Annotated in this window: 14 protein-coding genes and 1 pseudogene; 11 read left to right on the top strand and 4 right to left on the bottom strand. The window is 60.1% G+C overall.

Features of this window, described 5'->3' with window-relative positions; translation table 11 throughout:
• The first annotated feature begins 21 nt into the window (after positions 1-21).
• The 7 genes from BW992_RS13510 (at position 22) to BW992_RS13480 (ending at position 4625) form a co-directional block, all read left to right on the top strand.
• Positions 22-594, top strand: a complete 573-nt coding sequence (locus BW992_RS13510) for an Rnf-Nqr domain containing protein (RefSeq protein ID WP_076406402.1) — start codon at positions 22-24, stop codon at positions 592-594.
• Entirely contained in the window at positions 591-1592 is a 1002-nt protein-coding gene (gene rsxB, locus BW992_RS13505; RefSeq protein ID WP_076406400.1) for an electron transport complex subunit RsxB, read from the top strand. Before BW992_RS13510 ends, rsxB begins: the two co-directional genes overlap by 4 nt.
• Positions 1579-2565 carry an RnfABCDGE type electron transport complex subunit D gene (locus tag BW992_RS13500; protein WP_072395004.1) on the top strand — a complete coding sequence of 329 codons (987 nt, stop codon included), beginning with the start codon at positions 1579-1581 and terminating at the stop codon, positions 2563-2565. Before rsxB ends, BW992_RS13500 begins: the two co-directional genes overlap by 14 nt.
• Positions 2562-3170, top strand: coding sequence for an RnfABCDGE type electron transport complex subunit G (locus tag BW992_RS13495; RefSeq protein ID WP_076406398.1), 609 nt, complete (start codon positions 2562-2564; stop codon positions 3168-3170). The genes BW992_RS13500 and BW992_RS13495 overlap by 4 nt, the downstream gene beginning before the upstream one ends.
• Positions 3167-3700, top strand: a complete 534-nt coding sequence (locus BW992_RS13490) for an Rnf-Nqr domain containing protein (RefSeq protein ID WP_076406396.1) — start codon at positions 3167-3169, stop codon at positions 3698-3700. The genes BW992_RS13495 and BW992_RS13490 overlap by 4 nt, the downstream gene beginning before the upstream one ends.
• Positions 3697-4335, top strand: a complete 639-nt coding sequence (gene nth / locus BW992_RS13485) for an endonuclease III (protein WP_072431862.1) — start codon at positions 3697-3699, stop codon at positions 4333-4335. The genes BW992_RS13490 and nth overlap by 4 nt, the downstream gene beginning before the upstream one ends.
• 107 nt (positions 4336-4442) lie before the next feature.
• Complete coding sequence (locus tag BW992_RS13480; RefSeq protein ID WP_072395014.1) at positions 4443-4625, top strand: PA3496 family putative envelope integrity protein; 183 nt, start codon at positions 4443-4445, stop codon at positions 4623-4625.
• A 55-nt stretch (positions 4626-4680) separates the two neighbouring features.
• Here the strand turns inward: BW992_RS13480 and BW992_RS13475 are convergent, their stop codons facing one another.
• Positions 4681-5307 (bottom strand): response regulator transcription factor, encoded by a 627-nt coding sequence (locus BW992_RS13475; RefSeq protein ID WP_072395016.1) that lies wholly within the window; start codon positions 5305-5307, stop codon positions 4681-4683.
• Positions 5308-5782: 475 nt separating this feature from the next.
• On the opposite strand from BW992_RS13475, the pseudogene BW992_RS27070 reads away from it, so the two are divergent.
• Positions 5783-6058: pseudogene (locus BW992_RS27070) on the top strand (hypothetical protein); the annotation flags it as partial.
• A gap of 323 nt (positions 6059-6381) precedes the next feature.
• On the opposite strand, the gene BW992_RS13465 reads toward BW992_RS27070, so the two are convergent.
• Positions 6382-7599 (bottom strand): argininosuccinate synthase, encoded by a 1218-nt coding sequence (locus BW992_RS13465; RefSeq protein ID WP_072395020.1) that lies wholly within the window; start codon positions 7597-7599, stop codon positions 6382-6384.
• Positions 7600-7724: 125 nt separating this feature from the next.
• Complete coding sequence (locus BW992_RS13460) at positions 7725-8720, bottom strand: flagellar protein MotY (protein WP_072395022.1); 996 nt, start codon at positions 8718-8720, stop codon at positions 7725-7727.
• Between the two features lie 190 nt (positions 8721-8910).
• Here BW992_RS13460 and pyrC point away from each other — a divergent pair, with 190 nt between their 5' ends.
• Positions 8911-9957 (top strand): dihydroorotase, encoded by a 1047-nt coding sequence (gene pyrC, locus BW992_RS13455; protein WP_076406394.1) that lies wholly within the window; start codon positions 8911-8913, stop codon positions 9955-9957.
• On the top strand, positions 9954-10631 hold the full coding sequence (rnt, locus tag BW992_RS13450; RefSeq protein WP_072395027.1) for a ribonuclease T: 678 nt from the start codon (positions 9954-9956) through the stop codon (positions 10629-10631). Before pyrC ends, rnt begins: the two co-directional genes overlap by 4 nt.
• Positions 10632-10733: 102 nt before the next feature.
• Here the strand turns inward: rnt and BW992_RS13445 are convergent, their stop codons facing one another.
• A complete protein-coding gene (locus BW992_RS13445; protein WP_072395029.1) occupies positions 10734-11336 on the bottom strand; it encodes a peroxiredoxin in 603 nt (200 codons plus the stop codon).
• 296 nt (positions 11337-11632) lie between these two features.
• Here BW992_RS13445 and BW992_RS13440 point away from each other — a divergent pair, with 296 nt between their 5' ends.
• The gene (locus BW992_RS13440; protein WP_003178704.1) at positions 11633-11851 is read left to right on the top strand and encodes a bacterioferritin-associated ferredoxin; all 219 of its coding nucleotides are present in this window, start codon (positions 11633-11635) and stop codon (positions 11849-11851) included.
• Positions 11852-11900 lie beyond the last annotated feature (49 nt).

Here is an 11900-nt window from a genome sequence, read left to right as displayed (position 1 = left end):
GTTCCTTGCTGTCCACACGCCATGTCAGACGTCTTCCTCACACTGCTGGGCACCGCCCTGATCAGCAACCTGGTGCTGCATTGGCCGCTGGGCGTCGATCCGATGCTGGCGGTGGACGGGAGGAGGCAGGTGCATGCCCTGGGCCTGGCGTCGGCCTGCCTGATGCTGGTGGTCGGCACCCTGGGCTACCTGGTCGATCGCTGGCTGCTGGTCCCGGCAAGCCTGACATCGTTGCGCCTGTTTGCCTGGCTGCCCTTGAGCGTGCTGCTGATCGGACCACTGCTGCGTCTGCTGGCGACTTGGCTACCGGCATGGTCTTTCGAGGGGTTGTGGCCGCTGCTGCTCGGCAATGCCGGCATACTGGGGGTCACGCTGCTCAACAGCCGGGCCGACCAGGGACTGGTCCACGCCATCGCCCTGAGCCTGGGCGCCGGGCTGGGTTTCTGGCTGGTGTCGAGCCTGTTCGATGATTTGCGCCGGCGCACGGTCGACAATGACATTCCCCAGCCCTTTCGTGGCCTGCCGATCCAGCTGATTGGAGCCGGGCTGATGGCGGTGGCATTTCTTGGATTGCGCGGGCTGGTCAAGACATGAACCTGATTCAACGTATCGACGCCCTGCTGCCACAGACCCAATGTGGCAAGTGCGGCCATCCGGGTTGCAAGCCCTACGCCGAAGGCATCGCCGCGGGCGAGCCGATCAACAAATGCCCGCCCGGCGGAAGCGAAACCATCGCGGCCCTGGCCGACCTGATGAAGGTGCCAGTACTGGAACTGGACACCAGCCGGGGCTCGGCGCCGCCCCAGGTCGCCTTCATCATCGAAAACGAGTGCATCGGCTGCACCAAATGCATCCAGGCCTGCCCGGTCGATGCGATTGTCGGTGCGCCCAAGCTGATGCATACGGTCATCGTCGAGCTGTGCACCGGCTGTGACCTTTGTGTCGCGCCCTGCCCCGTCGACTGCATCGAAATGAAACCCTTGCCGGCTTCGACAGTGCCCGTGGTCGGTGACCTGGCCGCCAGCGCAGAAGAACGACTGGCACGAACCGCCAAGCGCGATCACGCACGGCGGCGCTTCGAACAGCGCAATGCGCGTCTGCGGCGCGACGAAGAGCAGCGCCAGGCCGAGCGCCTGGCCCGCACCCAGCCAGCCCAGAGCCAGCCCCTTGATCCCGTACAGGCCGCCTTGGAGCGGGTGCGCGCGCAAAAGGCCGCCAATGCCGACGCAGCGCTGAAAAAGGCCAAGGTCGACCTGGCCATGAGCCGGGCGCAACTGAATAAGTCCTTGAAAGCGTTCGGCCATCCACCGACTTTCGAACAGCAGTCGCAACTGATCCAGCTGCAACGCCAGTTCGAAGCGGCGCAACAGGCCCTGGCGCAGTTGGAAAGCGCTGCACCACGCGCCACGCCAGCACCAGCACCAGCACCAGCGCAGGATGCCGAGCTGAAACGGGCGAAGATTCAATTGGCGATGCGTCGGGCCGAACTCGGCAAGGGCCGGGCCGCCGCCGTCCCGGACCAGGAGCTGCGGGCGCTGGAGCAAGCGGTGAAGGACGCCGAATACCAGGTGGACGCTCATGCCCGGTCCTGACGCCTCGCAGGGTGCACTGCGGCAGGCGATGAGACGCGTGCTGCTGGCGACCCTGCCCGGTGTGTTGGCCTTGATGTGGGTGTATGGCTGGGGTATCGCATTCAACCTGCTGCTGTCCGGGCTCACCGCTCTGGCGGTCGAGGCCCTGGTCCTGCGCTTGCGACATCGGCCCCTCAGACCCGAACTGGACGATGGCAGCGCGCTGGTCAGCGCCACGCTGCTGGCGTTGGCCCTGCCGGCGTATTGCCCCTGGTGGCTGACCGTTTCCGCAGCCGCCTGCGCCCTGTTGTTCGGCAAGCACCTGTGGGGGGGCGTCGGCAACAATCCTTTCAATCCGGCCATGCTTGGATACGCCCTGGTGCTGGTGGCGTTTCCTTCCCACATGAGCCAATGGCCGGCTCCCCACAGCGTTGATTTGCTCGAAGGCCTGCAACAGGTCTTCGGCCTTCATCCACCAGCCGATGCCTGGGCCGGTGCGACAGCGTTGGACAGCCTGCGTATCAACACCACCCTGACCATCGACGAACTGTTCGCCAGCCATCCGGCCTTCGGACGCTTCGGTGGCAAAGGTATCGAATGGGTCAACCTGGCCTTCCTGGCGGGCGGCCTGTTTCTGCTGCAACAACGTGTGTTCAGCTGGCATGCACCGGTAGGCATGCTGGCCAGCCTGTTCATCGTCAGCCTGTTGTGCTGGAACGGTTCGGGCTCGGATTCCCATGGCTCGCCGCTGTTCCACCTGCTCACCGGCGCAACTCTGCTGGGTGCGTTTTTTATCGTGACCGAACCCGTCTCGGGCGCCAAGGCTCCGCTTGCGCGCCTGCTGTTCGGCGCAGGCGTCGGGCTGCTGGTCTATCTGATCCGCACCTGGGGCGGTTACCCCGACGGCGTGGCGTTTGCGGTACTGCTGATGAATCTCGGCGTGCCGGCGCTGGACCGTTTCGCCGAGGCACGACAAGGGCGGCAGGCGACATGAGCAATCCTGGCGGTGTTGCGACCCTGATACTGCTGACCGGCCTGGGCGTTGGGGCTGCCTATCTCACGCAGATCGGCACCGCCGAGCACATCGAGGCCCGGCAACAGGCCGACGCCAACAGAACCCTGCTCGATGTACTGCCGGCCGACCTGTACGACAACCAGCCATTGGCGCAGCCGATCGTGACGGAGCCCGTGCCTCTGGCCCACAGCACCCTGCTGGGCGGCTATCTCGCGACACGTTCCGGCCAGCCATCGGCCATCCTGCTACGGACTCAGGCCCTGGGTTATGAAGGCACCATCGAGTTGTTGATCGCCATCGACCCGCTGGGTCGGCTGCTGGGCGTGAAAACCCTGCGACAGTCCGAAACACCCGGCCTGGGCGCGACGATTGCCGATTGGCCCAATGCCTGGCTGCGGGCTTTCAGTGGCAAATCGCTCCAGACCAGCACCGACAGGGACTGGATGCTGAAAAAAGAACAAGGGCAGTTCGATCAATTGGCGGGCGCAACGGTGACGTCCCGGGCAGTCCTCCAGGCCGTGCACGACACCTTGCGCTACTTCGACGAGCACAAGGTTTCCTTGACCACAGGGGGGCGCCCATGACCCACTCATCGTTATTGTCCCGTGGCCTGCTGCTCGTCCCACTGATCGGTGCGAGCCATTCATTGAACAACGCCTTGGGCCTATGGCTGGCATGGACGCTGATCAGCATTGGCCACGGCTTGGCCATGGGGCTTTTGCGGCCTCGCCTGACGATCCATCAACGACACCTGGCCTCCCTGATACTGGCTGCGGCCCTGGCCGCTTGTGCCAGCCTGGTCGCACAGGCCTGGGCGCCAGAATCATATCGACCGTCAAGCCTGTACATGGGCTGGATCGCCCTGAGCTGCGTGGTACTGGAACATGATCGCGTCTTCGTCGAATCACGCTGGCCTGGTCACGCCCAGCTGGCAGGACTGTTCGGCCTGTCGATGGTCGGCCTGGGAGCCCTGCGCGAACTGATCGGCCACGGCACGCCTCTGGCCCAACTGACCCCGGGCGGGTTCCTTTTGCTCGGCTTGCTGCTAGCGGCCCGCCAGGCCTGGAAACCTGCGAAAACCCCATCACCTCCCAAGGAAATGCCGCGCCCATGAACGCCGCAAAACGCCTGGAAATATTCCGTCGCTTTCATGAAGACAACCCGGAACCCAAGACTGAACTGGCCTATTCCTCGCCGTTCGAACTGTTGATCGCGGTAATCCTGTCGGCCCAATCCACCGATGTCGGCGTGAACAAGGCCACTGCCCGGCTGTTCCCGGTGGCCAATACTCCGGAAGCGATCTATGCCCTTGGCGTCGAGGGGTTGTCCGAATACATCAAGACCATCGGGCTGTACAACAGCAAGGCAAAGAACGTGATCGAAACCTGCCGCCTGCTGATCGAGCGTCACGGCAGTGTCGTGCCCCAGACCCGAGAAGCGCTGGAAGCCCTGCCAGGCGTCGGCCGCAAGACTGCCAACGTGGTGCTCAATACGGCGTTTCGCCAGTTGACCATGGCAGTCGATACCCACATTTTCCGGGTCAGTAACCGGACCGGATTGGCCCCCGGTAAAAACGTGGTGGAGGTCGAGAAGAAACTGATGAAGTTCGTGCCCAAGGAGTACCTTCTCGACTCCCATCACTGGCTGATTCTCCATGGACGCTACGTCTGCCTGGCCCGAAAGCCGCGCTGTGGCAGCTGCAGGATCGAGGACCTGTGCGAGTACAAGCACAAGACCTCTGACGATTGAAGCGCTATTGCTTTTATTGATCCTTCGATTGAAAAAATCTTTTTTACCCGCTCGTGGTTTATCGATATAAGGAGCGCCAAAGGCAGTCTTAGCCTGGAGTCGAACCCATGAGTACTGGTAAAGAACAACTGGATGTAGAAGACGATTTCATCACCGCTGAAGCCGAAGACGTCGAACCGGTGGTGGTGGAAGTGCCCAAGACCAACCTGAGCAAACGGCGCACCATCGATAACCTGCTGGAAGAGCGTCGCTTGCAGAAGCAATTGGCCGATTACGACTTTGACCTCTGACACGTAAAAGCCTCCCTGATGGAGGCTTTTTACTGAGTACGCGTCACCGCCTGCCTCACACCAACCCGTTACGTTGCGCCAGCTCGATCAGATCGACCAGCGAACGGGCATTGAGCTTGAGCAACAACCGGGTCTTGTAGGTACTGACGGTCTTGTTGCTCAAGAACATTCCATCTGCAATTTCCTTATTGGTTTTTCCACGCGCCAGTTGCTGCAGCACCATCATTTCCCGTCCTGACAGGCGGTCCACCATGTCCGACTCGCTGGCATTGCCAAGACTCGAGCGAACCGTATGCAATGCCTGGTTGGGAAAATAACTGTAGCCGGACAATACCGCCTTTATCGCACTCAATAATTCGGTAAGGTCCTGTTGCTTGCACACGTAACCGGCGGCGCCCGTCTGCATGCAACGCATGGAAAAATGCCCCGGCGATTGGGAGGTCAATACCAGCACTTTCAATGGCGATGGGTTGGAGGTCAGTCGCGCGATAACCTCCAACCCATCCAGTTTCGGAATACCGATATCCAGGATAACGATATCCGGTGACAGTTCCCGGGCAAGTTGTAACGCATCGACGCCATTATCCGTTTCGGCAACAACTTCATATCCATGACGCTCCATCAGCAAACGTACAGCAAGACGAATGACGGGATGATCATCCACGATCAGCACTTTATTCATGGGCAAATCCAACTTCGCTGTTCGAATTTTTAGAGCACGCACAATAGCCTAGTCATTTCTACCTTGGCATGCTGCCCCCCCTGACCGCTCACACCGAAAGACGCAACCTACAAGCAATACAGAAAATTCCTACAAATTAGCCTGGAAATAATGTGCCATGAATTTGTCCAGCAAGAGCAGAACGCTTTTCTGACAGCGTAGCAACCCCATGAACAGCACGGCTTTTACTTGTTAAAAGCACGTCGCCACACAGGAATTGAAGCCTTCCGCTCATAAAAAGTAACTGAATTATTTGCCAATAAAACAGCGCGCATTGCGCATCAAGACGCCTGGATTTATATAAGAAGACCAGCCAAAGTTAATCCAGAAAATACATCAGACACAGGTCTTCCAGTCACTCCCACATGAACTTCAAACCCAATAAAACTTCACTCAACATTCATTATCGAGCCCGAACAACATATGAGCATCCACCATGAACAAACCTCTGAAGACAATAACCAACCCGATGACCCTGATTGCCATATTTGCGACTTTATCCGAAACCTCCGCGGCCATTTCATTGCCGTTCCTGGATGACCAGGATCGAGAGTATTACCTGTGGTTCCTGATCAGCTTCCCCTTCTATCTACTATTGCTCTTCTTCGTGACGCTCAACTTCAACTATCGCTCGTTGTACTCTCCCTCGGACTTTCGCAAGAACAAGCACTTCGTCAAGACCATGGATGACGCAACCCGTAGACATAAACGCGTATTGCATCGCCCTCGCAAGGTCAGGGGTTGGCTGATACATCTGCATAGGGAAGGGCCCGCTCCACGACGAGGGGTCCTTTTCGTGTCCGGACTCCCGGAGCCTCTGTGCGAGGTCACTCGATCCAAAGGTCCCAAGCGGGCCGCAAGGCCCGGTGAAATCACCGTGTATATCATTTACAGCCGCGATGAGGCGCAGGTCCCCCTGGATGGGCCGGATGGGTAAGCGACACGAGGACCGTACCGCGACGAGAACGCGAGCAACCAGCAAGATATGGGCAAAAAAAAGGCCTGCACATGGCAGGCCTCTTTTTTTGATCGGGATCAGAACAGCTTGCGACCCTTGTTCGCCGCAATGCGCATGCGCAGGGCGTTGAGCTTGATGAAGCCGGCCGCGTCGGCCTGGTTGTAGGCACCACCGTCTTCTTCGAACGTCGCGATATTGGCATCGAACAGCGAGTCGTCAGACTTGCGCCCGGTGACGATCACATTGCCCTTGTACAGCTTCAAGCGTACGACACCGTTCACGTTGACCTGGGAAGCGTCGATCATCTGCTGCAGCATCAGACGCTCCGGGCTCCACCAGTAGCCGGTGTAGATCAGGCTGGCATACTTGGCCATCAGCTCGTCCTTAAGATGAGCCACTTCGCGGTCCAGGGTAATCGATTCGATCGCCCGGTGAGCACGCAGCATGATGGTGCCGCCCGGGGTTTCGTAGCAACCACGGGACTTCATGCCCACGTAGCGGTTCTCGACGATATCGAGACGACCGATGCCGTGTGCGCCACCGATACGGTTCAAGGTCGCCAGCACAGTGGCCGGGCTCATTTCCACGCCGTCCAGCGCGACGATGTCACCGTTGCGATAGGTCAGTTCCAGATACTGCGGGGTATCGGGAGCCTTTTCCGGGGAAACGGTCCAGCGCCACATGTCTTCTTCGTGTTCGGTCCAGGTGTCTTCCAGCACGCCGCCCTCATAGGAGATGTGCAGCAGGTTGGCATCCATCGAATACGGGGATTTCTTCTTGCCGTGGCGCTCGATCGGAATCCCGTGCTTCTCGGCGTAGTCCATCAGTTTTTCACGGGACAGCAAGTCCCACTCGCGCCATGGGGCGATGACTTTCACGCCAGGCTTGAGGGCATAGGCACCCAGTTCGAAACGTACCTGGTCGTTGCCTTTGCCGGTGGCGCCGTGGGAAATGGCGTCGGCACCGGTTTCGTTGGCGATTTCGATCAGGCGCTTGGCAATCAGCGGACGAGCAATGGAGGTACCCAGCAGGTACTCGCCTTCGTAGACGGTATTGGCGCGGAACATCGGGAACACGAAGTCGCGGACAAACTCTTCGCGCAGGTCATCGATGTAGATCTCTTTGACGCCCATGGCCTGAGCCTTGGCGCGTGCAGGTTCGACTTCTTCGCCCTGCCCCAGGTCAGCGGTGAAGGTCACCACTTCGCAGTTATAAGTGTCCTGCAGCCACTTGAGGATCACCGAAGTGTCCAGGCCGCCGGAATACGCCAGAACGACCTTGTTTACGTCCGCCATGCCATCACTCCACGGGTTGTACGGAAAGCCGTGAAGTCTAACGTCCGGCGCGGATAATTTACAGAGGCGCGACAGCTTATGACGACGAAGCGACAGATTATGTCGAGCGCGCGACGATCAGCCCTTCAGGATGTCCGCGCCGCCGTGGTCGCCACAGGCTTGCCTGGAGCCGAGGCAGGTGCCGGAGCGGGCGCAGGCGCCCTGGCCGGAGCCGCGGCGGGTGGTGACGGCGGGGTTGCCGGTTGCGGTGCCGGTGCCGGTGCTTCGGTGGGCTCGACACGCGACAACTGCACCACCACCCGACGGTTCCTGGCCCGGTTGGCCGCGTTGGTGTTCGCCACCAGGGGATAACGCTCGCCATGGAAACGCAAGGTGATCTGCGACTCCTGGAAACCATTGGCCTTGAAGAAGTCCATGACCGCCAATGCCCGGCGACGGGACAGTTCACGGTTGGTCAAACGGTTGCCGCTGTTATCGGAATGGCCATCCAGCTCGACGTGATTGACGCTCGGGTCAGCCTTGATGAAGTCGAGCATCACTTGCAACTGGGCCTTGGCCCGCGCGTCGAGTTCGATCCCTTCCCCAGGGAAGGCAATCTGGGTCTGCTTGATCTGTTCGAAGTTCTTGGGCAGCAGCTTCGCCACGCAGCCTTGATAGTCGTTGAAGGCCTTGCTGAAGCGCACGGGCAGCAGTCGCACCTCCGAGACCCGGCCATCCTCGGTATTGCGTCGCACCACCGGGCTGCGCCCCTCCATCAACCCGCTGATCAAACGGCCCGCCTGGACCTGGGAGCTGTTGAACAGCACATCGCCACTGCCGAGCCTGACCGAACCCAGGTTGATATCGCCTCGTCCCGGCTGCCACGGCGCCGCGGCGGCCAGCAAGGTCGCGGAGCCACCGCCGAGCATCGGGTTATAGGCCTTGAGCCGGAACGTCGCCTGCTCACCCGCGCGTCGCACGAACTCGCCACTGCCGAAATCGGTGATCGGCTGGCTCAGCCGACACTCGAACTTGTCGCCTTCGACCGTCCACTCAATGCTCTCCAGACGGGTCTGGAAAGTGAGCGCCATGGCGGGAAGGCTGGCAAACACACTGAGCAAGGCTAGATAACGCTGGCGCACGGGAGGCTCCACTGGCTTTATACAAAAATCGATACACGCCGAGGCGTGACGCCGGTCCGGGGCATTGTCCCGGATCACGGACATACCTGAAGGGGCTATCGGTAACTTGCGGCAAAACTTGATAGCGGATGCCTGCAACAGTCTTTTCCGGTAGCATTCCCCAGAGTTTGACCCGCCTGGAAGCCCCTCAATGTCCGACCGCCTGACCCTGCTGCGTCCCGACGACTGGCATATTCATCTTCGCGATGGTGCTGTGTTGACCCATACCGTCGCCGATGTGGCGCGTACCTTCGGGCGCGCAATCATCATGCCCAACCTGGTTCCGCCTGTACGCAACGCCGCCGAGGCCGATGGTTATCGCCAGCGCATCCTGGCCGCGCGGCCGGCCGGCAGCCGCTTCGAACCGCTGATGGTGCTTTACCTCACCGACCGTACCCAGCCCGAGGAAATCCGCGACGCCAAGGCCAGCGGCTTCGTCCATGCCGCCAAGTTGTACCCGGCTGGCGCCACGACGAACTCGGATTCCGGCGTCACCAGCATCGACAGGATCTTCCCGGTGCTGGAGGCCATGGCCGAAGTCGGGATGCCGTTGCTGATCCACGGAGAGGTCACCCGCGGTGATGTCGACGTGTTCGATCGCGAGAAAATCTTCATCGACGAGCATATGCGCCGCGTCGTGGAGCGCTTCCCGACTCTCAAGGTGGTGTTCGAGCACATTACCACCGCCGATGCCGTGCAATTCGTCAAGGAAGCGCCGGCCAACGTCGGCGCCACCATCACGGCGCATCACCTGTTGTACAACCGCAACCACATGCTGGTAGGCGGGATCCGGCCGCATTTCTATTGCCTGCCGATCCTCAAGCGCAACACCCACCAGGAGGCCTTGCTCGACGCCGCCACCAGTGGCAGCGCCAAGTTTTTCCTCGGCACGGATTCGGCGCCCCACGCCCGTCACGCCAAGGAAGCCGCTTGCGGTTGCGCCGGCTGCTACACCGCCTACGCCGCCATCGAAATGTATGCCGAGGCGTTCGAACAGCGTAATGCGCTGGACAGGCTCGAAAGCTTCGCCAGCCTCCACGGCCCTCGGTTCTATGGCCTGCCGGTGAACACCGATCGTATTACGCTGGTCCGCGACGAGTGGACCGCCCCTGCCAGCCTGCCCTTCGGCGAGCAGACTGTCATCCCGCTGCGCGCCGGTGAAAAACTGCGCTGGCGCCTGCTGGAGGAAACACCGTGAGTGAAGAGCATTTCGACGACGAACTGGACGGCAACGGTGGTTCGGGCGGCATCCGTCACCCCATGGCTGCACGGTTCCGGGGCTATCTGCCTGTCGTCGTTGACGTAGAGACCGGCGGTTTCAACTCCGCCACCGATGCGCTGCTGGAAATCGCCGCGACCACCATCGGCATGGACGAAAAAGGGTTCGTTTTCCCTGACCACACCTATTTCTTCCGCGTCGAACCGTTCGAAGGCGCCAACATCGAAGCGGCGGCCCTGGAGTTCACCGGGATCAAGCTCGACCATCCGTTGCGCATGGCGGTAAGCGAAGAGACAGCCCTGACCGACATCTTCCGTGGCGTCCGCAAGGCGCTCAAGGCCAATGGTTGCAAGCGCGCGATCCTGGTGGGTCATAACAGCAGCTTCGACCTGGGTTTCCTCAACGCAGCCGTTGCCCGCCTGGACATGAAGCGCAATCCGTTCCACCCGTTTTCCAGCTTCGACACTGCAACCCTGGCGGGCCTGGCATACGGCCAGACCGTCCTGGCCAAGGCCTGTCAGGCGGCCGACATCGATTTCGATGGTCGTGAGGCGCACTCGGCCCGCTACGACACCGAGAAGACCGCCGAGCTGTTCTGCGGCATCGTCAACCGGTGGAAAGAGCTGGGCGGCTGGCAGGATTTCGACGACTAGAGAGTAGAGTCAACCCAGCTCTGTGTTTCAGCCGATGATCCGGCTTGAAATACCCATAAAAAAACCGGCCACCAAGGGCCGGTTTTTTTATGCCTGATTCGCTTACAGCTTGTCGCCGTGCTCGCCCAGGTAGGCAGCAACACCTTCCGGGGAAGCGGTCATGCCTTTGTCGCCTTTTTTCCAGTTGGCCGGGCAGACTTCGCCGTGCTCTTCGTGGAATTGCAGAGCGTCGACCAGACGGATCAGCTCTTCCATGTTACGACCCAGCGGCAGGTCGTTGACGATCTGCGAACGGACCACGCCTTTGTCGTCGATCAGGAACGCGCCACGGAAAGCCACGCCGCCTTCGGACTCGACATCATAGGCCTTGGCGATTTCGTGCTTCATGTCGGCAGCCATGGTGTATTTCACCGGGCCGATGCCGCCGCCGTTGATTGGCGTGTTACGCCATGCGTTGTGAGTGAAGTGCGAGTCGATGGAAACAGCGATCACTTCCACGTTGCGAGCCTTGAAGTCGTCCATGCGGTGGTCCAGGGCGATCAGCTCGGATGGGCAGACGAAGGTGAAGTCCAGCGGGTAGAAGAACACCAGGCCGTATTTGCCTTTGATGGCCGACGACAGGGTGAAGCTGTCGACGATCTCGCCATTGCCGAGAACGGCAGGAACAGTGAAGTCAGGGGCTTGCTTGCCTACGAGTACGCTCATTGAATATCTCCTGGTGTAGTAACGTGAAAAACTCAGGTCCGCGCCAGCCTGCCACCCTCAGACGACAGCCCTGTGACACGAACCCGCTTCGCAAGGACCGACCATCATACACCGCCCATTTGAGCTCTTCTCAACGGTTTTTGGTGATATCGAAAAATCGACAGCCCGTCTTGGAAAGCCGTTCGTCAGCCCGGCATCTCTCTGGCCTGGAAGCGTCGAGAAACCACTTTGACAATCATTCTCGTTAACATTAAGATCCGTCTCACTTAAGCCACAACCCGCGACGGTTCTTACTTATGTATGTTTGCCTCTGCACTGGCGTCACCGACGGACAAATCCGCGAAGCGATCTATGAAGGTTGCTGCAGCTATCGTGAAGTCCGCCAGGCCACCGGCGTAGCCAGCCAATGCGGCAAATGCGCATGCCTGGCCAAGGAAGTGGTTCGTGAAACCCTCGCCAAAGTACAAACGGCCCAGGCATCGATCCCCTACCCTGTAGAATTTACCGCCGCGTAAACACCGCTTTCCAAGGAACCGGACTCAATGTCCGGTTTTTTTATGCCTG

The organism is Pseudomonas sp. 7SR1 (assembly GCF_900156465.1).
Taxonomy (GTDB): domain Bacteria; phylum Pseudomonadota; class Gammaproteobacteria; order Pseudomonadales; family Pseudomonadaceae; genus Aquipseudomonas.
The sequence above is the reverse complement of the archived record's forward strand: the minus strand, read 5'-3'. Positions and strand labels throughout refer to the sequence as shown.

What these genes read in the sequence shown, in the direction of transcription:
- BW992_RS13510 (WP_076406402.1), top strand. Translation starts at nt 22, where the DNA reads ATGTCAGACGTCTTCCTCACACTGCTGGGCACCGCCCTGATCAGCAAC.
- rsxB (WP_076406400.1), top strand. Translation starts at nt 591, where the DNA reads ATGAACCTGATTCAACGTATCGACGCCCTGCTGCCACAGACCCAATGT.
- BW992_RS13500 (WP_072395004.1), top strand. Translation starts at nt 1,579, where the DNA reads ATGCCCGGTCCTGACGCCTCGCAGGGTGCACTGCGGCAGGCGATGAGA.
- BW992_RS13495 (WP_076406398.1), top strand. Translation starts at nt 2,562, where the DNA reads ATGAGCAATCCTGGCGGTGTTGCGACCCTGATACTGCTGACCGGCCTG.
- BW992_RS13490 (WP_076406396.1), top strand. Translation starts at nt 3,167, where the DNA reads ATGACCCACTCATCGTTATTGTCCCGTGGCCTGCTGCTCGTCCCACTG.
- nth (WP_072431862.1), top strand. Translation starts at nt 3,697, where the DNA reads ATGAACGCCGCAAAACGCCTGGAAATATTCCGTCGCTTTCATGAAGAC.
- BW992_RS13480 (WP_072395014.1), top strand. Translation starts at nt 4,443, where the DNA reads ATGAGTACTGGTAAAGAACAACTGGATGTAGAAGACGATTTCATCACC.
- BW992_RS13475 (WP_072395016.1), bottom strand. Translation starts at nt 5,307, where the DNA reads ATGAATAAAGTGCTGATCGTGGATGATCATCCCGTCATTCGTCTTGCT.
- BW992_RS13465 (WP_072395020.1), bottom strand. Translation starts at nt 7,599, where the DNA reads ATGGCGGACGTAAACAAGGTCGTTCTGGCGTATTCCGGCGGCCTGGAC.
- pyrC (WP_076406394.1), top strand. Translation starts at nt 8,911, where the DNA reads ATGTCCGACCGCCTGACCCTGCTGCGTCCCGACGACTGGCATATTCAT.
- BW992_RS13445 (WP_072395029.1), bottom strand. Translation starts at nt 11,336, where the DNA reads ATGAGCGTACTCGTAGGCAAGCAAGCCCCTGACTTCACTGTTCCTGCC.
- BW992_RS13440 (WP_003178704.1), top strand. Translation starts at nt 11,633, where the DNA reads ATGTATGTTTGCCTCTGCACTGGCGTCACCGACGGACAAATCCGCGAA.